The following is a 21,624-nucleotide window of genomic DNA, read 5'->3' as shown; positions in this document are numbered from 1 at the left end:
CTGGTTGAGTAGCGAAATGCATTGAATCTCCTTCGTGAGGGCAAGCTCCCTCTTTTTGCAAGGTGGGTCAACCGGGACGGTTGACCTACTAACCGTTTTGAACCCATCCTCCCAAATCGAAAAATGTGGGTAAAGATAAGGTCCCCCAGTAGGGGCGGGAGGCCTCCCGCCCCTACAGAGGGGGAACTGGGGGGCTAGGGGGGGGATGGGGGTGAGGGGAGCTGGGGAGTGAAAGCAGCCCTATGAGGTCAAAATTAAGGTAACAGGGTATTACTTAAGTTCTGGAGTCTTTCCCCATTTTTCTTCAAAAAATTCTAAAGGATAAAACTCGTAGGTCACCTCCAGTTCCTTAACCTCCTTGGGAGTATCCCAGCTTAACTGGAAGGTCAGGGGAAGCTCCTTCTCCTCACCGGGTTGAAGGGTTTCTTGTAGAAAGCAGAAACACTGGATAATGTGGAGATAAGACTCCTGGCTCCTGGGTTCAATCCCGTGAAGGGCCTTCCCGGTTACAGGTTTATCCGAGAGATTCTTCACCCGATAAGCGTTTCGTAACGTTTCCCCCGGTTGTATCAGAACTAACTTTTGTACCGGTTCAAAGGACCAGGGAAGATTGTTTTTGACGACCCCTTTAAAGTTTACACGAACCCCGCCGCCCCAGTTGAGAAAGACCCGCCAGACCTCGTTTTCCCTTATCAACTCCAGAGGTTGCTCCCCTTCCACTAAAGGAATTTTTCCGGCTCTTTGAAGGGTTTCCAGTTTTTCTAAAAGTTCCTCCCGAGAGGCTCCCTTGGGACGCTCTTCTTCTAGAAGGATACTTTCAACTTCCGGGGCGTTTCCATCGGGAAGACTGATATTTACGGTAACTTTGGCCCGATCTCCCTGGATTTCGGTTTTGATATCTTTATATGTGATAAAACTGGCCAGTTTTTCGGCCAACTCCAGGGTCAAACCGGTAAAAGAACCGTTCTCTCGAAGATAATCCTCCAAGGTTTTAAATTGGCGATCTGAGGTTGAAGTTAATTCGTAGGCTTTTGAGTAGTTTCGGGTGTAAATGGCCTTGATGTAAGCCTTTACAACAGCTTCGATTTTTTCTTTATCTTCTGCAGGTTGAGAAGGGGGAGAGGAAGTCTCAACGTGGGAAGCGGCTTCATGTCCCAGCATCCATAAGCTCATAACCCATGACAGCAAGATAACCCTGACCGTAAGGGGAATCAAACTTTTCTTCATTCTTTTCCTTTCCATAGAGAAGTCAGGAGCCAGAAATTCTGGTCTTGGTTTTTAAATTCCGATCTCAGATTCCTGGCCCTTGATTTCTGAATCTTTATCTTTATGGAATATCATGCTTTCCCAATCTGCGATGGGGCGTGTTGACCGTCTGGATCGCAAGGGGAATATGCAGGCCAGACGCCCACACTCCCAGGAACTTATAGGGGAGCAGGCTGTAAATTCCCTCCTGGAGTAAGAGAGTCTACTTCAGGTTAACTCCAGTGGGAACGATAAGGCTCAATTCCGTAAAAGCAGGATCGAATATTATCAGAGTACGTCTCCGGACCTGCGATCGTCAAGGTTTGGGGAATATCCCTTTGATTTTGGGAAAGCTGACCCAGACTTCTCTTCTCCTCCCTCAAGTTTTCTCTATGAGATTAAAAACTTGCTTGACGGGGGGGGAATTAGTACCTAACATCTGATAAAAGAGATAGGAAAAGGATCGGATTAACTATTTCGATAAAACAGTTTTATCATTCAAGCCCACACGTATGAAAAAATCCAAATACGAAAAATACATCGATGAAACAGAAATTATCCAGATCGTTTCTGATCTGGTCAGGCAGAATACTGTAAATCCTCCCGGTAACGAATATCTCTGCAAAGAGATTGTTACGGAAAAGATGAAGCATTTGGGGATGGAAGTGAGTTATTATGAGAAGGAGCCCGGACGAACCAACGTGGTTGGAAAAATAGGTCGGGGGAAGCGATCCCTGGGTTTTGTAAGCCATATGGATGTAGTTCCACCCGGTGAGAGGAGCTTATGGGAAACAGATCCCTTTACGCCCACCCTTCGGGATGGAAAAATTTTTGGTCGGGGGACCCTCGACGATAAAGGTTCTTTCGCCTGTGCTTATAGTGCCTGCAAAGCTTTCCTGGCAGAGTATCCTGACTTTGATGGAACCCTGTATCTGGTTGCTGCTGCCGACGAGGAAATGGGTTCTAAACTGGGAATTATTTACCTGATCCAGGAATGTGGATTGCACTTTGATGTAGCCATCATCCCCGATGGGGGGAAGATGAATGTTTCCATTTATGGGGAAAAAGGTGTTCTCTGGTTGGAGGTTATCAGTACGGGCGTTCAGGTTCACGGTTCCATGCCCCAACTGGGGAAGAACGCCATTGTTCCCCTGGCAGAGTTGGTGGCAGAGCTTAAAACTTTGGACCTGGGGGATCAATACGACCCTGCCTTTGATGGATGGACCATGAATATCGGTACTTTCCACGGAGGGACAAATACCAATACGGTCCCGGCCAGTGCCCGAATTACCATCGATTTCAGGCTTCCTCTGGGTATCAATAAAGAACAGGTCTTGAGGGCCGTAGAAGACAAGATAGCGGCAGTGAAGAGAAAATCCCCCGATGCCAGCTTCCAGATCAAAGTCCTCCACGAAACCCAACCTCACCTTTCCGATAAACAATCCCTCATTATGAAAAGCTTCGACCAGGCCGCAAAAAAGCTGGGTATCCCCATGGAATACACCACCATGGGGGGTAACACCGTGGCTAAAGATCTCTTCTTCGCCGGGATTCTTTCAGTCGTTCACTACCCTGGGGATGATAGATTAGCCCATGTACCCAATGAATTCGTAAAAATCGAGGACCTTCTATGGGGGAGTGTTTTATACGCGGAGACTTTGGAAGCCTATTTTATTCACCAAAAGTAAGGGATTAAAAGATACCCTAGATCGGATAAAACATAAAACGTAAAGAGGATCTGCCCCGGATTCTTCTTACGTTATATATTTTACAGTTTATACCGTTTCCGTGTTGGGATAGAACATAACCGGCAGGAGCAACCTGTAAGTTGCCCCACTGGGGGGATTCGGTAGTGTTGCTCCTACCCTTTATGGACCCTTTTCACGGTGAACAGGTTATGAGAGATCATGTCCCTCAATCAGCCTGAGAGGTATGAAATCTACGCTTTAAAGTATGCAGAAAAACAACTGGATGCCTGTCAATTCTTTTATCGAAATCCTTCCCATGAGAAAGTAACTCTCTATTTTTATATATGGTGTATTTTAGGTGGACCTTTTCCCATCCTGGTAGATACCGGCTTTTGTTATGAAGATGCCCAGGTTCGAGAGATATCTAACTATGTCAATCCGACATCCTTATTAGGTAAGATCGGTGTTGATGCGCTGGAGGTTTCCCTGGTCCTGGTTACCCATCTCCACTGGGACCACTGGGGGGGATATTCTTTGTTCCCCAGGGCCACTTTCTGGGTTCAAAGGGAAGAGGTTGCCTTCTTTACCGGTCCTATGGCCCGCTATGAGCCCTATCAAAGGGTTACGAATCCGGCGACACTGGCGGAGCTGGTCAGGCTAAACTATGGAGGTCGAATTTTTATGGTGGAAGGAGACCGACAGGTGATCCCGGGGGTCCGGGTGTACTGGGTGGGAGGGCATACGGCAGGTACTCAGATTGTGACCGTACAGACGGCCCGCGGAAACGTTGTATTGGCTTCTGACGCCTCACACTTTTATAGAAATATTGAAAGAAGAGAGCCGGTCCAGATCATCACCCATCTACCCCAGATGCTCATGGCCTTTGAGAAAATAGAAGAGCTGGCCGGCTCTAAAGATCTCATTGTTGCCGGGCACGATCCTCAGGTGGTTACCCGATTTCAACCTGTAGAAGAGGGAATCATTAAAATAGCTTAATCTGGAACCAGGAGATACGAAGCCGGAAGTAAGAAACCAAAAAAGCTTCCCTTGCTTCTGGCTTCTGATTGCTCATATGGCAACTGTAACGGTACGATCCAGAGAAAACCTTCAGCAAGAGGTCATTACTTCGACTTATCGGTTTATAGCCGATGAACCCCAAGAAGCTGGGGGAGATGGAAAAGGACCCGACCCCTATGAACTCATCTTATCTGCGCTGGGTGCCTGAACATCGATGACTTTGCTGCTGTATGCGCGGCGTAAAGGATGGCCTCTAGAGCAGGTCGAAGTGATCCTCAGTCATCAGAAAATCCATGCCAAAGACTGTGCAGAGTGTGAAAATAAGGAGGGAAAAATTGACAGGATTGAACGAAACATAAGGGTAAAGGGCAACCTGACCAGGGAGCAACAAGAACGGCTCTTACAAATTGCCAATAAATGCCCAGTCCATCTGACCTTAACTCGAACCAATCAGATTATCAGCTCCTTAGTAGGGGAGGATCCAGAATCCGGGTCCACATAAATCAGAAGGTATCCCTGGGAAACGGAAAAAATAAAAAAGCCGAACGGTAAGGAAGTATGGAATATGCGGACTGGATGAGGAGGGATCTGTGTTGATTTTTTATCCAGGGTCTATAATATATCCACCTTTTTCCCTACCGTTCGGTATCTATACAAAGTTTGGCCCGTTCGGGCAAAACTCCACTCCGTTCTATCAGGAAGGTTCCTTCTCTACGATCAACTCATTTTGAATGGCTTTTACACCTTTAACTCGGGCCAGTCTGGCAGCTTCTGCACTTAAAGAATAGGTTTCCACCGATCCGGTTAAGGTCACAATTCCATCCTTGACGTCTACCTGGACATTCTTAAAGTTCGGATCACTGGCCAGATTTTTTTCGACGGCAGCCCGAATATTTTCATCTTTGTCGGAAAGATATTCCGGTCTTGCCTTATCGGAAACGACTAGATTATTTACTACCCCCCGTTTTCCTTCTATTCCCTGGGCTACTTGTTCGGCACGCTGTTTTTCATTTTCTGAAGAAACCGTCCCTTTTAAGTAAATGACCCCATCTTTGGTATCTACATCAATATCAAAAGCGCTCACCTCCGGACTGGCCAGAAGGGCCATTTTAGTTTTAAAAGTCAACCACCAGTCGGGGCGGGTTTTCGTTTGAGCAGGATCGGGATCCTTAGCCGGTTCCCGGGCTTCGGCCCCACTGCCCCCCACCAGGTAAGAAATCAGCATAAAAACCAAAAATACAGATAGGAATCCTTTCCCTAAAACCAGAAGTAATTTCATAACTTCCTCCCGATGAATCTGAATTTTCCCTTTTTCCATAGGATTATGAGGATTATGAGCCTTTTATCCTTTACCGTGTAGGAGAAATCAAGGATAATAGCCCCTGGATCACCCTAGAGATCCCAATAACCCCTGGTCTCTTTCGTCTTTGCTTTTTCTTTCCCGTCCTGGAGTTTCTTCCTTTGTCTTTCCATGGCTTCTAAAGCGGTTTTTCGGTTTTTGTGCTTCTTTTCATACTCTTCAATTTCTTGAAGCTCTTTTTCTGAAAGAGATCCCAACTTCCTGGTTAACTCCTGAACGGTCAACCGATCGTAATTTTCAATGGGCAGTTCCTGATCTAATTGGTCATTTTTATCTTCTTCGCTGGCCTCTTTAGTCTCTTTGAATTCCCGGCGCTGTTTATTTACAATGCGTGCAGCTACTTCTTCTTCTCTTCCCTTATATCTTCCTTCCTTTTTAAACTCCTCCTTGAGCTTTTCGTATTCTTGCTCTCGTTCTGGACTCCATGCACCTACCGGCATAGAAAATACCTCCACTCTTTATAGTTAATTCAAACAAGGTTTGTAAACTTTTCCAATATATTCTTATTTTTAGTTTTGTTTAGCTTAAATAGCTCTAAAAAAGTAAACTTGCAATTCTGGTACCAGGGATCTTTTCTTTCCCGGGCAAGGGAGGAAGGAGAGTCCTCTCTCCGGGCTTTTGCCCTCCATGCAGTGCTTACAGAACCAGGAGATCTCAGAAAGGGAGGATGAGAAACACCCGGATCCCCGGAAGAGAACCCGGAGTCCACAAACCGGGATTCAGGTACATTTCTACCCCTCTATAAGAGGGGTGAGAATTCAAGCCTTGATGGAGAACCGGATAGATCTCTGAGGTATTTAAAACCTCAGGAGGTTTAAGCCCAACCTAAGAGTTGGCAACGATTCCAAAATCCCCAAATATGGGAGATCTCGGGATTTTCAGAACTTTAGGGAGGAAAACTCCGGGGTTTTGAAAACCTCGGAGTCAGGAGAAAGAGCCTTAAGAGAATTTCCCCCGGTTATTCCAAAATTTTAGACCGGGTTCTTTTTTCTTCTCCCTCTTTCTTATAAGGAACAGGAATATATTGAACAGAGGGACGGCGTTGCGGCGGTTGAGGGTATAAACTCATAAGGATCAATACCTCTTCGGGTAAAGAGTCCCGCACGGGTAATCCTAATTCTACGGCTTCCTCATAACTGATGGGGTAATCATGGGTCCAGCGCCCTTCCGTTAGAATCTGGGCCAATTGATCGGCTTTTTCTGCTTCCATTTTATTACTTATCAAGATTTCCCGCACCCGGACATAGACCTGACGCCTGGCTTTCTCCGCGATATCCGCCAAAATAAGGGTCCGATCATCTATTTCATCGACTTTTTTCCTCTCCACGACTTTAAGAATGGAGGCTGCCGGATATTCTCCCCATTTTGGCTATAGATTCCATAAAAGGCTCCTTCCTTTTTGAAGCTTTGCTTAGAAGGGGGGGGGTTAAAAATGACCCTTCCTTTTTCCTATTGATGCAAAAGCACGGGACAATCCGCTTCTTTGACTACCGCTTCGGTGGTACTTCCCAAAAACAATTCCCGTATTTTACTTTTCCCAAAAGCGCCCATGGCGATGAGATCGATAGCCTCTTGTCTGGCAACTGCTAATATTTTCTCAACGGGATTTCCGGTCTCCATGATAAGGTGAGGTTGGAGTTCATAAGCCTGGAGGTAGTCCTCGGCCTGTTGACCGATCTTTCTCCCTTCAGAGGGGGAATCTGTGACCACCAGAATTTTCAGATCAAACTCCCCGACGGCCCCCAGGTAGGCTGCTATTTGGAGAACTCGACTTGCAGCCTCATGGCCATCATAGGCGATCAGGATACGTTTTATTTCCCTATATTCGCAGGGGACCACCAGGACCGGTCGGATAGCCGTCCTCATAACCTCAGTGACTACCGGACCCAGGAGTTTATCCGGAACTTGCGCCTTAGACTCTCCAGAAGCCCCCGTCTCCTCAAAAAGCCCTTCTTTTCCGAGTATAATTATATCGGCAGTTTTCCCTCTTTCACAAATGGTGGGTGCAATAAAACCTGTTTCTAAAAAAATTCTTCCATGCCGGACTCCTTCTCTATCACAGAGGTCTTCAAAGTCTTTAAGAATAGATTCACCGGTTTCAGCCAGCTTTTTTTGAAGTTCTAAATTGAAGTTAAGTTCTACATTTCCGGTATCCGGTAAGAACGCTTCAACGGCTAAGGGGGTTGTGGGAGGTTGGAGGATAGCCCGAATATCGATCACAAACAGTCCATCTATCCTGGCCCGATCCCATCGACCCAGTTGAATACCATATCTAAGAGCCGTCCTGGCATGCTCAGAGCCATCAAAGGGGATAAGTATACTTTTTATCATAAATTTTCGCCTCCTAGGAACTATTATGACAACCAATTGCACTAAAACACCTGCACATACACTTTTAATTTAACCGGTTGACCAGAAGTTATACATTTTTTTTAAAAAAATTTAATTTTTTTCAAAAAAGACTTGATTAAAATGAAAAGATGTGAATAATAAGTCCTTCTTAGGGAAGGTTACGTTCTTCCAGGCTTTAAAACTTGAAGTATTTAAAGGCTTTTAGGGGAGAGATTCCAAAACCGATTCCCAGAAAGACGCGTTCTGTTTAAAGACTTCCAGGATAGGGACTCCGACCTTGGCACTAAAAATGCACATTTCTATCCTTAAAGAACACAGCTTTAAGTTAAATTTGTTTTTAAAGATAACCTCCTCAATCTGATGGGTAATAATAAAGAGAAGGACTGCTATTAAAAAAAATTCTAATCTAGTCAAGGAGTAACGAAATGGTAAGACCATCCAAAAAGAAGCTAAAAAAATCTAAACTTAAATTTTCACAGAAAATGACTACAGCAAGTCCTCTTCAAGCCTATTTTAGAAAGATAGGCAGCATTCCTATAACAACCCGAGAAGAAGAAATAGAGCTGGGGAAAGGGATCCAAAACGGTGATGAGCAAGCTTTTAATCGGCTTGTAGAAGGAAACTTAAAATTTGTAGTCAATATTGCTCAGCAGTATCAAGGATGTGGATTGGATTTACTTGATCTTATCAATGAGGGGAATTTGGGCTTAATCGAAGCCGCTAAAAGATTCAACCCCTCGAAAGGAGTCAAATTTATCTCCTATGGGGTATGGTGGGTTAGACAGGCCATCATGCAAGCCTTGGCTGAGCAAGGGAGTATTATTCGGATTCCTATGCGACAGGCCGATATGATCATCAAACTGGGTAAAGTCTATAAGGATCTCATGCAGGAAAAAATAGCCGAATCCCCCAGCCCGGAAGATTTGGCGAGTAGATTAAATATTCCGGTCAAAAAAGTCGAATCTCTCTTAGGATTATCCTGGGGTCCTTTATCCCTGGACACTCCCATCTCCGATAATGAAGGAACCACTTTTGTGGACACCATCCGAGGAAAAAACTACCTCTCTCCGGAGCAGTGGGTAATTAAAGAGTCTCTCATGGAGGAGCTTAGGGAACTGCTCAGTGGACTTGATCCCAGGGAAGAGACCATTCTAAAACTGAGGTATGGAATTAATGGGGGAAAACCTATGACGTTGGCAGAAATAGGGAAACAATTAAACCTGAGTAGAGAAAGAGTTCGTCAACTCGAGAAAAGGGCCAAGGAGCGGTTAAAGAAAAGGGCTATAACCCGAAGTTTAGAAGACTATCTAAATTGAAGAGCCGAAAGATAAACGTAGGGGAGGGTTTTACTTTTGGAAACCCTCCCTATTTTTATCAATTTAGCGATGGGGTTTCGCTTCTTCCCGGTTTTCGGATTTAGCTTCTCCCCGACCCGGTACCGGAGGTACCTGAGCCTCATTTTGATTTTTTGGCTCCGTTTTTCCTCCACTCAGTTTTTCCCCAACCTTTTCCATAACCCTCCCGGTTTGCTTTAAGGCCTCAGATCCAACTTCTTTACCGGTTTCAATAACCTCCCCGGCTTTCTGTTGAACTTTGCTGGTATCAATGGTGATGGTCACGCGATCCTGACTTTGCCGGATATAGATAATCCCGCTGGCAACCAAAATAAGGACAACAATCAGAATCACCAATAAGATTCTCATACCCAAGCCTCCTTTAAAAGTCCCCTTTAAAAATTAGACGCTTTTCAAACAGAAAAGTTCTTCTCTTAAAGCCTTTATTTTTTATTCCCCTCACTAATCGGGTTTCTCCGATTCTTCTGGGGTTTCAGCTTCACTTCCTGGTATTATCCTTCGTTCGGACCCTCGAGTTTTTACCTCATCCTTCTGAACATCCCCATCTGGAAGTTCTTCCTCCTGAGCCTCTTCGGTTTCGCTTACGGGAGTTAGTTCCGGAAGGGTCTCGATCACTTTAAGATCTTCCTGTATCTCCGGTTCTATATTCTCCAGTTGCCGGAAGACTTCCCCTTCCTCATCGATGACACCCCGAGCTATGAGTCGATCCCTAGCCCCGGTGATTTCTTCCTGTTTATCCCTGTCAAAACCCGGAATGGACCCTTCCTGCAACTCCTGGGTCTCCCGTATATCCGTAACACTTCTAAATCCGGACTTTGCCTGGTTTTCTACGGTAATTCTATCCCGGACCCTCTCAAAAACATCCTCATTGATACCTTCTATCCGGTAAAGATCTTCCGGGCTCTCATAGGGACGACCGGATTTAACGGCACGGACCAGTTCCTCATCTTTAAATACCCGGAGAAGGGCTGCATCATCGGCCCTGTTAATATTAATTATATCGTCCACTTCACCGGAGTGCTCCGACCTTTGATCATCCGGTTTATCGGCTTCCGGTCCTGTCCCTAACAAAGCTTCTTTCTTTTTAGAATAAGGTGGATTCATGGAATCACCCGTTATCCGCTCCCTATTTTCTTTAAAATAGATAGCAGATAACGGATAAAAAAGGTTATCTTTCCGATTCGAACTGGGTATCTCTCCCGGTCTTACCCGGATGGTCGGTTCCCATTTCCTCACTCAGCTCGGGATCAACGATAGGACCCGAAGCCGGTAGGGTAGATGATATTCCTTCCTTTCCTTCTGCTTCCCCACCACTCAGATAGACGATCTTTCTCAGCTCATCAAAGAGTTCCCGGTTGATCCCTGGAATCTCCCAAAGATCTTCCAGGTTATGAAAAGGTCGTTTTTCTTTAATGGTTTGTATCAATTGATCGCTTTTAAGGATTCTTTTTAACTCTTCATCACTGGCGGTGTTAAGATTGATCCGGGATTTGTTCCTATCTGATTTCTTTTCCATTTCTTCCTCTCCTGTTTTTTTAAGGATCCTCCCTGAAACAGAGAATACCCTTTATCCTATGACCAAAGTAAATATTTTACTTACCTAAAGTGTTATAGGTGCATTTAGCATGCCTTTTTACAACTAATAAAGATATTTAATCCTACAAGAGGGTCTGTTGGAGTATAGTGGGTTAAATTAAACCCTGAATAAGGAAGGTAGAAGGGATAAAAGGCCAAATCAAGCTTGCTAGGGAAGAGTCTGACCCCTTGAAGGGAGAATATGCCGCGTTATGACTCCTTTAAGACTTTTGGTTTTTATGACCAGGTATTTGAACCTCTTCCAAGTCCGGTAATTTTTGGGAAGATGGGAAATGGCAGGATTTATGCACTTCAAGAGGGCAGATCACTCAGCTGGGCCCTTAAAAAACTCAAAAACTTTCAAGAAGATGGATTATAAATCCGGCTTGTCAGGTTTGGTCAATTCCATAGAAAGAGCAAGCCTGTAGGGAATTATTTTCAATTTTCTGATGGTTTTAACCGATAGGGGCGTTTGATAGAGTAGAAAAGGCAATTCTATAATCCCTTCTCCCGAGAAGCACGAGGAGAAGAATCTAAAGACTCAGGAAAGTGAATTAACTTATATCATAAAGGAGGTTTTATGGCTACCCATTACAATCCCAACAATCCAAATTATCCCGATTATCCAAGAGAAGAGAAACCCGGTGGAAATATGGAAAACTTGAAAGAGCGCGTAGGAGAGCAGGTAACGAAAATGAAAGATCAGGTTCAAGAAGGTTATGAGGCCGGAAAGGCCAGGGTAGGAGAAATGATCGAGGGTGTAAAAAGAAACCTTCCCGAGGTAAATATCAATAGATGGAACCTTGAAAGCTTATACCGAGATACTCTGGACTATGTCCAGGCTAATCCGGATAAAGCGCTCTTTATGTCCCTGGCAGCCGGTTTTATTCTCGGCTCTTTATTCAGACGCAAGTAGCCTTTACCATCTTTAAAAGGGAGGTAATCTCCTCTCACTCTGGGTGTTTCTTCTGTTACCAGGGAGTTTCTGGTTTTATCGTGAACTTGGAGAAGGCACTCCAGAAACGGAGAAAAACAAAAAATGGATCAGAAAAATTATACTATAGGTTCTCAACAAGTTAAAACGGATTTAAAACAGTCTATAGAGGAAGCGAAGGAGAATATTTCCCATACCGTCGAGAACATTACCGATGAGCTTAAGGAGACGTTGGACTGGCGATCCTGGGTTCAAAGATATCCAACCGAATTTGCTTTAGGAGCCCTGGCCATAGGGTTTTGGATCGGACGGAATTTTACACCTTCGGCCGCCGAAGCTAGGTCTTCAGAAGCCAGGAGGGATGTAAGTCAAATTCCAAATATATTAGGATCTATGCTTGCCGGTCTCCTTACAAAAAAGACCACAGAGTTTATTGAAGGACTGGGAAGATCTGTAACCTCCGGTTCAGGAAGAGTCAGAGCTTCTCTATTTTAAAATCCCGGGCTATTCAGAAGGCGAGAATTGGAATTCTCGCCTTCTGTTGTTTGAAAGAATGATCCTAAACCGAGCAGGGTTCCCGGAAAAGTCTTATGAAATCTTCAACTGTTAGTACCTTGTCTCTTTTCTTAATGCTGGTTGTAATTTTGGTGGTTCCTGCTTATGGGAAAAGTCAGAAAAGCAAGATGAACAGACCGGCTAAGGAGGATCGGAATCGCCTTCATACCCTGGAAAAAATCCTTCGTTATAGAATCATCGCCCGGTTTCCCTCTGTAGTATCCGGCCTATCGGCCGGGGTTGCCGTGATAACCGGAGACCCTACAAAAAAACTGGACGACATTGAGAACGCCGGATATCTTATTTGGGAAGAAAGTTCTCACCGAATTAATGAGAAGAACATCCAGACTACGTTTAAAATGCGAGGGGGTTCATCAGAAGAGGTTAACCGAAAGGGTTACAGGGCAGCCATTTATTTTGAGGAAAAGAAAATCACAGGACCTCAGGGAATCCTTTCTATTCAGTATTCGGGGTATATGAACCGGCATGGAAAAGAACTTCGAGAGACCATCCAAATTTTACCGGATAGATTGATTTCGCGGGTTTCTGGAAAGGAGCCGGTGGAAAAGAGAGGGAGTTTCATGGGGATCCTGTCCCTGATGGATTTTATCAAAAAAAATGGAATGGGCAAAGACCAATCGTTTGCCTTTGTTTTCAATGGAGAATCCTATGAATTGGGTCTGGCTGAAGCGGAAGAAGAAAATATAGAAGTTAACGGAAACCCTTATCCCGTTACCCGTTGGGAGTTCACATTAAAGAGCCTCGAAACCGGAAAGATGATAAAAAATAAGGGTGAGATGATTACCTGGGTGGCTCAACAAGGTCCCTATCGGGGAGAGGTCATCCGCTTTAAAGTGAAATATAGCTCATTTCTTACCCTTATAGGCGTCCTGGAACCCCAAACTTAAAGAAGAAAAGAAACTCCATGCAAATTGCCCTTGTTTTATTTCTGTTGTCCCTGGCCGTTGTATTTTTCATACTCGAAATCATCTCCGTGGATCTGGTTGCGCTCCTTTTAATGATAGCCTTTGTAACGTTCCGTATTCTTACTCCAGAAGAGGCTTTTGCCGGATTGAGCAACGACGTCATTATTTTCTTTGGAGGATTATTTGTTTTAACGGCCGCTTTACTTCGAACCGGAGTTATAAACTATATCGGTCAGAGAATTATTCGGTTTGGAGGAACAAATCCCTGGAGACTCCTGGGGGTGATGATGCTTCTGGTTGCCGGAGTTTCTTCTTTTCTCAGCAACCTGGCAACGGTAGCCATTTTTCTTCCCATAGCTTTGGGAGCATCCCAAAAAGCCAGAATCCATGAATCCAAGCTTTTAATACCTGTGGCTTACGCTTCTATTCTGGGAGGAACCTGTACCCTGGTAGGGACCTCCACGAATATTATCATGAACGGAATCCTCCAAAAATATGATCTCCCGGCCTTTTCACTTTTTGAGTTCACTCCGTTGGGTATTTTGATTACCGTCACAGGCCTGCTCTATTTACTTTTTGTGGGAATTCGATGGCTTCCAGAAAGACAGGTAGAAAGTCTGAGTGAAGAGTACCATCTTCGGGAGTATGTTACAGAAGTTATGGTACTCCCCGATTCCCCGCTCATTGGTAAAACTTTGGCAGAGTGTGCTTTTAGCACGGAGTTAGATCTGAATGTTCTAAGTATTATCCGCGGAAATCGATATATCTTAGCGCCTCGAACGTATGAAACTATCCGCGAAGGAGATCGTCTTTTGTTAGAGGGAAGGATAGAGAGCATCCTGAAATTAAAAGCAGAGGAAGGGCTTGAGATTAAAGGGGAAGCCCTTATGAGCGACCAGGATCTGGAATCTGAAGATATCAAACTCATGGAGATTTTGATTCCTCCCCGTTCCAAATTGATCGGAGAAAATCTCAAAGGACTCAATTTTCGTCCCCGGTATGGCTTAACGGTTTTAGCCATTTACCGGCATGGAGAAACTTTGAGGGATAAACTCAGCCGGATTCGACTTGCATCCGGGGATATTTTGCTGACCCAGGGCCATCGGGATAGCCTTTTACTCCTCAGACAGGATCCGGACTTTATGGTACTCGGAGAGGTAGAAGGCCGGTCGTATCGTAAAAAAAGGGCTGTTTATGCTTTAAGCATCTTTGCCTTATCTCTGCTGGTAGGAAGCCTTCAGATGGTACCTTTTTCCATTGCCATGTTATCCGGGGCTATTTTGACCATTTTAACAAAATGTGTGACCCTTAAAGAAGCCTATGATTCCATCGACTGGAAAACCCTGGTTCTTGTTGCCGGTCTACTTTCCGCGGGGGTTGCCATGGAAAAGACGGGAACGGCCAGATTTCTATCCGATCAACTTCTAAGCCTGATGGGATCTCCCAAACCGATGCTCACCCTTCTGTTGTTGTTTCTCTTAACCATGCTCCTCAGTCAGCCTTTATCCAATGCAGCCGCCGCCGCGCTGGTTGCTCCCATTGCTTTCAACCTGGCTACTCAGATGAATGTTAACCCCAGGGCCTTTATGGTTACTGTAACCATGGCGGCCTCTTGTTCTTTTATGACGCCTCTGGAGCCGGCGTGTTTGTTGGTCTATGGGCCTGGCAAATACACCTTTCTTGATTTTTTCAAGGTAGGATTCCCTTTAACCCTTTTAGTTCTCCTGATGGTGGTTATGATGGTTCCTATTTTTTGGCCCCTTTAAGTAAAAAAACCCCACTTTTTTCTTGACCTTTCTTCTTTTCTGGCGTAAAGCTAGAGTGACTTTGAAAGGATTTTAAGATTCAGATTTTAGATTCAACCTATATGGGGGTTTTAGATTTCTTCCGTTTAGATGGGAAAGTCGCTGTGGTAACAGGGGCTGGACAGGGCCTGGGACAAGGAATGGCGCTGGCTCTGGCCGAAGCCGGAGCCGATATTGTGATTGCCGAACTCAATCAAGAAGCCGGAGAAACAACGGCTAAAATGGTTCAAGAAAGGGGACGGCAAGCTCTTGTGGTAAAGGTGGATGTTTCCCAGATGGGAGAGGTGAATTCCATGGTCAGGACCGTCATCGAGTCGTGGAAACGGATCGACATTCTGGTGAACAATGCCGGAATCACGTTTGTTCGACCGGCTTTGGAGATCTCCGAGGCGGAGTGGGATAAGGTTTTGGCTGTCGACCTCAAAGCCATTTTTCTCTGCTGCCGGGCAGTAGCCCCCTATATGATCCAACAGGGGGGAGGTAAAATTATCAATATTGCGTCTATGGCCGGATTTTATATCAATCGGGATGCAGATTACGTCCATTACCATGCTGCCAAAGGCGGAGTTATCACGCTGACCAAAGCCCTGGCTGTGGAGTGGGCAAAGTATCATATCTATGTGAACGCCATCAGTCCCGGGTTTTTCCTTACCCCTATGAATGCAGCCCGGGCTAATACCCCGGCCATCCGGGCGATTCGTGTTGATCAGGGAGTTATTAAACGTTATGGAGAGCCTTATCAGGACCTGGGAGGGGCTGTGGTTTATCTGGCTTCTTCTGCATCCAATTTTGTTACTGGTCATAATCTGGTGGTCGACGGGGGATATGCCCTTTAAACAGAAGTCAGAGGTTAGAACCCTTTCTGATTTCTGACTTCCGGCTCCTGTATGCCTGATTTATCTGATACCAAAGTTCGATTTATTCTAAATCCCCGAGCAGGAAGCGGAAAATACCTAGAAAAACTCATCCAGTGGATTCATCTGACTTTCTCGGAGACAGGTATAAAATACGATATTCAAATAACCCAGAAGCGGAGGGATGGTATGAAATTAGCGCAGGAGGCGATCCGAGAAGGTTATCTTCGCATAGTTGCCGCAGGAGGGGATGGAACGATCAATGAGGTCGGCAATGCTCTCGTTCACACCGAGGCGATTTTAGGAATTATTCCCATCGGTTCGGGTAATGGGCTTGCCCGTGCCCTAAAGATTCCTCTGGATTGGAAGAAAGCCTGTCAACTTCTCTTCAACGGAAGAATTCATAAGATAGATATTGGAAAACTGAGCTCAGGGTTCCATACAAGATATTTCTTTGCCACAGCAGGTGTGGGATTTGAGGCTTACCTGGGCTGTTTATATGATAAAAATGCGACCTCCCGTCGAGGTATATGGCCCTACTTTTTCCTGGCCCTTCGAGAATTCCATAAATTTCAACCGCCTGAAATGATGCTGGAATTTACCACCCCGATAGGACAGAAGAAAATAATAGGGAATCCCTTTATTGTAACCATTGCTAATACGGAGCAGTTTGGGGGTGGGGCTATTATTGCTCCAGGAGCATTACCGGATGATGGCGTTTTAAATCTTTGTATTATTTACAAACTCAGCTTTCTTCAGGCACTTTATCATGCTCCCAAGCTTTTTACAGGAAACATCACCCGGGTGCCTCAAATGATGATGTACCCTATAACGAGCTTGAACATCACTCGAAAGTCTTCGACCCCCGTCCAGGTGGATGGAGAACCTGTGATGTGTGGCCCAGAAGTGAGTGTAACCGTTTTACCTGGAGCTTTAAAGGTGTTCACCTGTTAAAATAGAAAGGAGCGATTATGGATCTTAGAGCGACTTTCCCCTGTTCGGGTTTTTTTACCCTGGCTGTTTTAATCGGTATGGTATCTTTCCCCTTACAGGCCTTTTCTGAAGAATTTTTTCTCTTCGAAGCCCCTAAGTTGTCGGTCCAAGAACCCCGGCCACGAATTACATTAAATCTTTCTCAGCTTTATATAAGTCCGGAACCAAAACCGGTTCATCTCACCTTGTTAAACGGGGAGGAAATATCCAACCTTTTATCCGAAAACGGTCCAAAGATTCCACGAGATTACTGTCTTCTGTATGCGGCAGGTTCACCCATTGATCTTTTAAAAACGGTTTGCTCTCCCCAAAGCACGTTACCTGCATTACTCGGAGAGAAGGGTCAGATGATCTCCCCTTTAGAAAAAAACCTATCAGCTCCCTCTGAACCGGCCTGGGGGATTGTCTCATCAAAGGCATTTATGAACCTGGGGATAAGCTCCGATCTGGCCTTAGAGCTTTATCTTGCAGAGGATAATATGCCGACTTTACTGACCGAAGATGTGACCAAACAACTGGCATTTTTTGATGGCCTCCGGTCCCGGCTTCTGGAAGGGATGCCGGATATAGCCCCCTTTACCATTGTAAAATCCAAAATCGCTGATTCCACAGAATCCTCCAGTGGATCTTCCCCTTCTTCCCGCGGCCTTCCCATAGTACCTTTATTTAAATGGAACTCCGTAGGCCTTGCCTTAAAATGGAAGTGGTGAGGTTAAAGCTGCTTCTCAAAGCTCAATCCTTGCAAGATCTTACTTAATTCCTGTGAAAGCTGGAGACGCTGGGCCTTAAGGGCTTGAATCTCTTTCCGGAGTTGTTCAAGTTGGTCTTCCCCGGCAGACAACTTGGCGGTATAACGTTCTAAAAGCTTGCGTTGCTCGGGGGTATCTTTTAAGGTTTTGAGGTTCTCCCGAACCCTTTCTTGATCTTTGAAGATGGTAGTGACCTGGTCTTCTTTTTCTTTTATTTGTTTATCCATATCACCGATCTGTCCCTTTAACCGAATGATCTGATGGATGGTTTGCTCAACCTCCGGAGTAAAATATTTTTGATTGGCAAAAATGGTAATATTTTCTTCGGTCAGATCGGTCAATACATAAGTATCCGCAAAGCTATTCTCCTCTCTGACATCAAACTTGGTAGTAGCATTGGGCTTTAGTTCCACCCGGAAGCGGTAGAAATTCGGAGTTGTTTCCACCAGATTAGAATTATCGGCCAGGGTCCAGTCTGACCGATAAGGATGCTCGATATAGAGAACCTTTGTCTTCTCTTCTTTATTACGAACGGTATAAGTTTTGCTCTCCACCTGCTTATAATGAATGGAAAGATTTCCGTTGATAATCTTAACCAGAAAGACCCGATCGCGTTTGCTTTCATGGGCTGTATTTACCAGACTTCCCAAATCCACGGCATAGGAAATAAAACTTTTCTCATTGGGTTTAAGGGTACCCAGAAGAGCTTCTCCGGCGTAGGTATTTTCATCGATAACGGTAACAGGTCCTCCTTCCAGGGTTAGACCTGTGGTATTGGTAATTCTCAGCGCCCGCAAAGGATTCTCCGCCCGAACCCCCTCATTATACAAGACTATCTTTTCTCCGTCCATCTCCCTTTGAACAATGGGAAGCAGGGCGGATCGATTTCGCTTGATGGTAACCGGATGGTCGATACGGTATTCAAACAGATCACCGACCTCCTGGGTAATCGTTTGAAGGGGCTGAGCCTGTGCGAGGCCGGTAGCCAGAGAAGGTTTACTTGTTTCGGCCGTACGAGCCTTAGCCAGCATTTCCCGCTTTGGCATGGAAGTAGGTGGAGGGGCAGGTGTTGGAGCCATTTTACCTTCGATGGCTCCTGGAAGTGACTCCAGGGTTCTGGTTTCCGCAGCCTTCTCTTCGGCCGGACCTTCTTCCAGCGGAGCCTCGGCAACCTGGGGAGCTATGGCCAGTTCCTCTTCCACCTGTACCACAGGTCTTCTTTTATAACGCGGGGTGTACAAATCCTGAATGAAGGATACCGGCAGGCCCGATACCAGGGAAAGCTCAACCTCTTCCCAATCCTCATCCTGGATGTTATCGACGATGGCCCAACCCTGAAGAAGAGGTTTTTTATTCTCTTCCAGTACCATTCGATAAGAAGTCTTCCAAACCGGTACCTCCACCGTATAACCCAACATTACCTCCCGTTCTCCCGTTCCGTTGGTAGAAATAGTGACCATGCGGATATCCTTCTTTCGATAAGCCAGGAGGGTTGTCAGATAATCCTGGACATCCCGTCGAAGAGACTCATCCAATACCTGAATTCCCTTGATATCGTCCAGGTTAAAACGAACCAATTCCCCGTTCTCCTTCATGATATTAAGGAGACGGGTATGAACCTCATGACTGTCCTGGATAAAGGTTTTGGTTTCAAGCCCAAGAATGAAGCCTGAGATCCCCTCTGCTCCTACCTGAACCTCTACCCGAGCTCCTTTAATCTGGCCCAGGAGAGTTATCAAATTAGCCTCTCCCGACAGGTTCACGGAAAAATCATCTAATAACTTATCTAAAGGTTTTTTTGAATCGAAGGCAATTTCCGAAATATTCCCCTGACCCAGGTCCAAGACCACCAGAGACTTAAGCATATCGTTCATTTGACCGGCTTTGAACCGAAGGGAAATCACCTGATTATCCCTGACCTTTCCTTGATGCTCGAAATAACCCACCCCATGTTTATAGAGAACAACTTTTCGAATTGGAAGTGAGATCATCTCCGGGGTTGCAGCCCCTCCCGATAGGGGGATCAGCAATAAGAGAATCAGGTAAGTGATTAGAAAAACTGTAGAATGGGACATGGACAATTCTCCTTTTTATTTAAGGGTCCGGGGTCAGGAGCCAGAATGGATAGAAATCCAACTTCCCATCCTTGGCTACTATTCCGATGCTTAAACCTGAACTCCTGGCCTCTGACGCTTTGCTTCTACTATCCGCAGGTCGAGAAGATTTGTCAATAGCGAACTAAAGATTTCTGACAAAGTGACAATTCCCCAGGAAGGAGGGTTAAAAGATAGTCCTTTTGAAGAGGTTTTTGATCTTCAGGGGTAAAAACAGACTCCCCTTAAAGGGCCTTTAATCAGGCAAGGAAAACAGACGGTTTAAAAAAGGGGTATAGAGGGAAGGGTTGGGCTAAGGAGGTAGGATTCCTCAGCCCGAAAAATGGAGGGATAGGATGGTTGCTGGAGACACCGAATGAAGGATCCCCGGATAAGACCGGTTAGAATTGAAATTTTCTGAGTCCTCATAAAATATGCCAGGTCTCCTGAGGAGAAAGTTTAGTAGGGCTATTCTCCTTCCTCAGGATAACTAATCCCGTCGATAATGACGTTATCACTGTAAATGTTAACAAAGTCGATCAGCGCATCCATAGCCAGGACGCGGGCTTCCTCCGGATCCTCGCAGACTCTAAATGCCTCCTCATTAAAGATGGAAATCAGTTCTTCCAGTGTATATTCTTGTTTTTCGGCAATTTTCATGATAACCTCCAATTTTGTTTCCCTTATGAAATGCAAAGAGTTTTAGGAGTTATAAGTTCTCTCTCCTCCTGTGCATTCCAATTTCCAGAAACCCATAGTTCATAATTCAAAGAACCTCACCAGGAATTTACAAGGTGACTCTGTTTTAAACTATTCAAACAACATGCCACCTTTTCCTCATTTAAACTCGATTCAACTTACACGAACAGTCACTATAGCTATTACTTATATAGACACTGAAATTCGTTTTTAGTTTCAGTTTTCACCCATTTTTATATGGGAGTTCCTTGATAGGTCGTTGGATGCCGGAAATTCTTTCATGAAGATTTTTCATGAAGAACGGTATTTCGCTTTTCTTCGATGGCCCGGAGGAGCTTATCAAAGGGTTCGGCAAACAATTTAATTCCTGCTTCCAGGAGCTCTGCGGTCACCTGTCCGAGATCGATACCCACCTCTGCAAGGGTATGAAGGGTTTGACGTGCCCCCGGGATATCTTCCTCCAGGGTTGGACGTACCCGACCGTGATCTCGAAAAGCTTGGTAAGTTGCAGGTGGCATAGTATTGATGGTATTTGAACCGATAAGGGATTCCACATAGAGTACATCGCTGTATTTTGGGTTTTTAGTACCTGTTGAGGCCCATAAGGGTCGTTGTACCCGCGCACCTTTCTTTTCCAAGGCACGGAATCGGTCACTGTGAAAGATTTGTTTAAACCTCTGGTAAGCCAGTTTCGCATTGGCGATGGCTACCTTACCGAGCAAAGAGGAGAGCTTTATCCTCTCCTGTTCATGGATAGCCTGTCGGATACGGGCTTCAAGCAGTGCATCCACTGCAGTATCGATACGACTTACAAAGAAGCTGGCTACAGAGGCGACGGTATCCAGGGGTTTTCCTTCGGCCACACGTTTCTCCAGACCCGAGAGGTAGGCATAGGCAACCTGTTCATAGACTTCTTGGGAAAATATGAGCGTGATGTTAATATTAAGGCCTCTGGTGATGAGCTGTTCGATAGCCGGTAAACCTTCTGGGGTCGCCGGGACTTTGATCATCAGATTCCTACGATCTACCCGTTGCCAAAGTCGCAGGGCTTCAGAGATGGTCCCTGTGGTATCCCGTGCCAGATGGGGTGAGACTTCCAGGCTCACATAGCCATCTATTCCATTTGTCTTCTCATAAACGGGTTGGAGGAGATCTGAAGCCATCTGGATATCTTGAACGACCAGCTCCTCATAAATTTCCTCTGGGCTCTTACCCTGTCTGGCCAGTTCCTTCAAGGCTTCATCGTACTCTGTGCTTCCTGTGATAGCTTTTTCAAAAATGGCCGGATTTGAGGTTACCCCCCGGAGCCCATCCTCTTCGATTTTTTTCCGGAGTTCGCCAGAGGTTATCAACCCGCGACTGAGATTATCATACCAGACGCTCTGGCCAAAAATTTGTAATTCAATAAGTGGATTTAAAGCCAT

23 protein-coding genes and 1 pseudogene are annotated in these 21,624 nt (G+C 45.3%); 13 read left to right on the top strand and 11 right to left on the bottom strand.

Features of this window, described 5'->3' with window-relative positions:
* Positions 1-270: 270 nt before the first annotated feature.
* The gene (locus tag VNM22_21155) at positions 271-1,227 is read right to left on the bottom strand and encodes a cytochrome c oxidase assembly protein (protein HWP49680.1); all 957 of its coding nucleotides are present in this window, start codon (positions 1,225-1,227) and stop codon (positions 271-273) included.
* Positions 1,228-1,339: 112 nt separating this feature from the next.
* Between VNM22_21155 and VNM22_21150 the strand changes: the two genes are divergently transcribed.
* The 5 genes from VNM22_21150 (at position 1,340) to VNM22_21130 (ending at position 4,452) form a co-directional block, all read left to right on the top strand.
* Positions 1,340-1,462: a hypothetical protein gene (locus VNM22_21150; protein ID HWP49679.1), complete on the top strand. Its 123-nt coding sequence runs from the start codon at positions 1,340-1,342 to the stop codon at positions 1,460-1,462.
* Between the two features lie 295 nt (positions 1,463-1,757).
* The gene (locus VNM22_21145; GenBank protein HWP49678.1) at positions 1,758-2,933 is read left to right on the top strand and encodes a M20 family metallopeptidase; all 1,176 of its coding nucleotides are present in this window, start codon (positions 1,758-1,760) and stop codon (positions 2,931-2,933) included.
* A gap of 219 nt (positions 2,934-3,152) precedes the next feature.
* Positions 3,153-3,929: an N-acyl homoserine lactonase family protein gene (locus VNM22_21140; protein HWP49677.1), complete on the top strand. Its 777-nt coding sequence runs from the start codon at positions 3,153-3,155 to the stop codon at positions 3,927-3,929.
* Positions 3,930-4,005: 76 nt separating this feature from the next.
* Positions 4,006-4,158 carry a hypothetical protein gene (locus tag VNM22_21135; protein ID HWP49676.1) on the top strand — a complete coding sequence of 51 codons (153 nt, stop codon included), beginning with the start codon at positions 4,006-4,008 and terminating at the stop codon, positions 4,156-4,158.
* Between the two features lie 6 nt (positions 4,159-4,164).
* Positions 4,165-4,452: an OsmC family protein gene (locus tag VNM22_21130; GenBank protein ID HWP49675.1), complete on the top strand. Its 288-nt coding sequence runs from the start codon at positions 4,165-4,167 to the stop codon at positions 4,450-4,452.
* Positions 4,453-4,644: 192 nt separating this feature from the next.
* Here VNM22_21130 and VNM22_21125 read toward each other — a convergent pair whose 3' ends face one another.
* The 4 genes and pseudogenes from VNM22_21125 to VNM22_21110 form a co-directional block, all read right to left on the bottom strand.
* A complete protein-coding gene (locus tag VNM22_21125; GenBank protein ID HWP49674.1) occupies positions 4,645-5,229 on the bottom strand; it encodes a BON domain-containing protein in 585 nt (194 codons plus the stop codon).
* Between the two features lie 113 nt (positions 5,230-5,342).
* A complete protein-coding gene (locus VNM22_21120) occupies positions 5,343-5,750 on the bottom strand; it encodes a hypothetical protein (GenBank protein ID HWP49673.1) in 408 nt (135 codons plus the stop codon).
* Between the two features lie 518 nt (positions 5,751-6,268).
* A pseudogene (locus VNM22_21115) lies at positions 6,269-6,667 on the bottom strand (hypothetical protein).
* 92 nt (positions 6,668-6,759) lie between these two features.
* Positions 6,760-7,641 (bottom strand): universal stress protein, encoded by an 882-nt coding sequence (locus tag VNM22_21110; GenBank protein HWP49672.1) that lies wholly within the window; start codon positions 7,639-7,641, stop codon positions 6,760-6,762.
* Between the two features lie 446 nt (positions 7,642-8,087).
* On the opposite strand from VNM22_21110, the gene VNM22_21105 reads away from it, so the two are divergent.
* Positions 8,088-8,978, top strand: coding sequence for an RNA polymerase sigma factor RpoD/SigA (locus VNM22_21105; protein ID HWP49671.1), 891 nt, complete (start codon positions 8,088-8,090; stop codon positions 8,976-8,978).
* A 63-nt stretch (positions 8,979-9,041) separates the two neighbouring features.
* On the opposite strand, the gene VNM22_21100 is transcribed toward VNM22_21105, so the two are convergent.
* The 3 genes from VNM22_21100 to VNM22_21090 all read right to left on the bottom strand — a co-directional run bounded on the left by VNM22_21100 (position 9,042) and on the right by VNM22_21090 (position 10,533).
* Positions 9,042-9,365, bottom strand: coding sequence for a hypothetical protein (locus VNM22_21100; protein ID HWP49670.1), 324 nt, complete (start codon positions 9,363-9,365; stop codon positions 9,042-9,044).
* A gap of 93 nt (positions 9,366-9,458) precedes the next feature.
* Positions 9,459-10,121, bottom strand: a complete 663-nt coding sequence (locus VNM22_21095) for a hypothetical protein (protein ID HWP49669.1) — start codon at positions 10,119-10,121, stop codon at positions 9,459-9,461.
* A 64-nt stretch (positions 10,122-10,185) separates the two neighbouring features.
* Positions 10,186-10,533, bottom strand: a complete 348-nt coding sequence (locus tag VNM22_21090) for a helix-hairpin-helix domain-containing protein (protein HWP49668.1) — start codon at positions 10,531-10,533, stop codon at positions 10,186-10,188.
* A gap of 639 nt (positions 10,534-11,172) precedes the next feature.
* On the opposite strand from VNM22_21090, the gene VNM22_21085 reads away from it, so the two are divergent.
* The 7 genes from VNM22_21085 to VNM22_21055 all read left to right on the top strand — a co-directional run bounded on the left by VNM22_21085 (position 11,173) and on the right by VNM22_21055 (position 17,369).
* Positions 11,173-11,508 carry a hypothetical protein gene (locus VNM22_21085; protein ID HWP49667.1) on the top strand — a complete coding sequence of 112 codons (336 nt, stop codon included), beginning with the start codon at positions 11,173-11,175 and terminating at the stop codon, positions 11,506-11,508.
* A gap of 123 nt (positions 11,509-11,631) precedes the next feature.
* The gene (locus tag VNM22_21080) at positions 11,632-12,021 is read left to right on the top strand and encodes a hypothetical protein (GenBank protein HWP49666.1); all 390 of its coding nucleotides are present in this window, start codon (positions 11,632-11,634) and stop codon (positions 12,019-12,021) included.
* A 95-nt stretch (positions 12,022-12,116) separates the two neighbouring features.
* A complete protein-coding gene (locus VNM22_21075; protein ID HWP49665.1) occupies positions 12,117-12,989 on the top strand; it encodes a hypothetical protein in 873 nt (290 codons plus the stop codon).
* Positions 12,990-13,006: 17 nt separating this feature from the next.
* The gene (locus tag VNM22_21070; GenBank protein ID HWP49664.1) at positions 13,007-14,773 is read left to right on the top strand and encodes an SLC13 family permease; all 1,767 of its coding nucleotides are present in this window, start codon (positions 13,007-13,009) and stop codon (positions 14,771-14,773) included.
* A gap of 101 nt (positions 14,774-14,874) precedes the next feature.
* On the top strand, positions 14,875-15,648 hold the full coding sequence (locus tag VNM22_21065; protein HWP49663.1) for a glucose 1-dehydrogenase: 774 nt from the start codon (positions 14,875-14,877) through the stop codon (positions 15,646-15,648).
* A gap of 51 nt (positions 15,649-15,699) precedes the next feature.
* On the top strand, positions 15,700-16,620 hold the full coding sequence (locus VNM22_21060; GenBank protein HWP49662.1) for a diacylglycerol kinase family protein: 921 nt from the start codon (positions 15,700-15,702) through the stop codon (positions 16,618-16,620).
* 17 nt (positions 16,621-16,637) lie between these two features.
* Complete coding sequence (locus VNM22_21055) at positions 16,638-17,369, top strand: hypothetical protein (GenBank protein HWP49661.1); 732 nt, start codon at positions 16,638-16,640, stop codon at positions 17,367-17,369.
* Positions 17,370-17,371: 2 nt separating this feature from the next.
* On the opposite strand, the gene VNM22_21050 is transcribed toward VNM22_21055, so the two are convergent.
* The 3 genes from VNM22_21050 to tal all read right to left on the bottom strand — a co-directional run bounded on the left by VNM22_21050 (position 17,372) and on the right by tal (position 21,624).
* Positions 17,372-19,483, bottom strand: a complete 2,112-nt coding sequence (locus VNM22_21050; protein HWP49660.1) for a hypothetical protein — start codon at positions 19,481-19,483, stop codon at positions 17,372-17,374.
* A gap of 486 nt (positions 19,484-19,969) precedes the next feature.
* The gene (locus tag VNM22_21045) at positions 19,970-20,161 is read right to left on the bottom strand and encodes a hypothetical protein (GenBank protein HWP49659.1); all 192 of its coding nucleotides are present in this window, start codon (positions 20,159-20,161) and stop codon (positions 19,970-19,972) included.
* Positions 20,162-20,478: 317 nt separating this feature from the next.
* Positions 20,479-21,624, bottom strand: coding sequence for a transaldolase (gene tal, locus VNM22_21040; GenBank protein ID HWP49658.1), 1,146 nt, complete (start codon positions 21,622-21,624; stop codon positions 20,479-20,481).

It is taken from the genome of Candidatus Limnocylindrales bacterium, assembly GCA_035559535.1.
Taxonomy (GTDB): domain Bacteria; phylum Moduliflexota; class Moduliflexia; order Moduliflexales; family JAUQPW01; genus JAUQPW01.
The sequence above is the reverse complement of the archived record's forward strand: the minus strand, read 5'-3'. Positions and strand labels throughout refer to the sequence as shown.

Excerpts from the sequence above, each read along its gene's own strand:
- VNM22_21155 (HWP49680.1), bottom strand. The coding sequence starts at position 1,227 with ATGAAGAAAAGTTTGATTCCCCTTACGGTCAGGGTTATCTTGCTGTCA.
- VNM22_21150 (HWP49679.1), top strand. The coding sequence starts at position 1,340 with ATGCTTTCCCAATCTGCGATGGGGCGTGTTGACCGTCTGGATCGCAAG.
- VNM22_21145 (HWP49678.1), top strand. The coding sequence starts at position 1,758 with ATGAAAAAATCCAAATACGAAAAATACATCGATGAAACAGAAATTATC.
- VNM22_21140 (HWP49677.1), top strand. The coding sequence starts at position 3,153 with ATGTCCCTCAATCAGCCTGAGAGGTATGAAATCTACGCTTTAAAGTAT.
- VNM22_21135 (HWP49676.1), top strand. The coding sequence starts at position 4,006 with ATGGCAACTGTAACGGTACGATCCAGAGAAAACCTTCAGCAAGAGGTC.
- VNM22_21130 (HWP49675.1), top strand. The coding sequence starts at position 4,165 with ATGACTTTGCTGCTGTATGCGCGGCGTAAAGGATGGCCTCTAGAGCAG.
- VNM22_21125 (HWP49674.1), bottom strand. The coding sequence starts at position 5,229 with ATGAAATTACTTCTGGTTTTAGGGAAAGGATTCCTATCTGTATTTTTG.
- VNM22_21120 (HWP49673.1), bottom strand. The coding sequence starts at position 5,750 with ATGCCGGTAGGTGCATGGAGTCCAGAACGAGAGCAAGAATACGAAAAG.
- VNM22_21110 (HWP49672.1), bottom strand. The coding sequence starts at position 7,641 with ATGATAAAAAGTATACTTATCCCCTTTGATGGCTCTGAGCATGCCAGG.
- VNM22_21105 (HWP49671.1), top strand. The coding sequence starts at position 8,088 with ATGGTAAGACCATCCAAAAAGAAGCTAAAAAAATCTAAACTTAAATTT.
- VNM22_21100 (HWP49670.1), bottom strand. The coding sequence starts at position 9,365 with ATGAGAATCTTATTGGTGATTCTGATTGTTGTCCTTATTTTGGTTGCC.
- VNM22_21095 (HWP49669.1), bottom strand. The coding sequence starts at position 10,121 with ATGAATCCACCTTATTCTAAAAAGAAAGAAGCTTTGTTAGGGACAGGA.
- VNM22_21090 (HWP49668.1), bottom strand. The coding sequence starts at position 10,533 with ATGGAAAAGAAATCAGATAGGAACAAATCCCGGATCAATCTTAACACC.
- VNM22_21085 (HWP49667.1), top strand. The coding sequence starts at position 11,173 with ATGGCTACCCATTACAATCCCAACAATCCAAATTATCCCGATTATCCA.
- VNM22_21080 (HWP49666.1), top strand. The coding sequence starts at position 11,632 with ATGGATCAGAAAAATTATACTATAGGTTCTCAACAAGTTAAAACGGAT.
- VNM22_21075 (HWP49665.1), top strand. The coding sequence starts at position 12,117 with ATGAAATCTTCAACTGTTAGTACCTTGTCTCTTTTCTTAATGCTGGTT.
- VNM22_21070 (HWP49664.1), top strand. The coding sequence starts at position 13,007 with ATGCAAATTGCCCTTGTTTTATTTCTGTTGTCCCTGGCCGTTGTATTT.
- VNM22_21065 (HWP49663.1), top strand. The coding sequence starts at position 14,875 with ATGGGGGTTTTAGATTTCTTCCGTTTAGATGGGAAAGTCGCTGTGGTA.
- VNM22_21060 (HWP49662.1), top strand. The coding sequence starts at position 15,700 with ATGCCTGATTTATCTGATACCAAAGTTCGATTTATTCTAAATCCCCGA.
- VNM22_21055 (HWP49661.1), top strand. The coding sequence starts at position 16,638 with ATGGATCTTAGAGCGACTTTCCCCTGTTCGGGTTTTTTTACCCTGGCT.
- VNM22_21050 (HWP49660.1), bottom strand. The coding sequence starts at position 19,483 with ATGTCCCATTCTACAGTTTTTCTAATCACTTACCTGATTCTCTTATTG.
- VNM22_21045 (HWP49659.1), bottom strand. The coding sequence starts at position 20,161 with ATGAAAATTGCCGAAAAACAAGAATATACACTGGAAGAACTGATTTCC.
- tal (HWP49658.1), bottom strand. The coding sequence starts at position 21,624 with ATGGCTTTAAATCCACTTATTGAATTACAAATTTTTGGCCAGAGCGTC.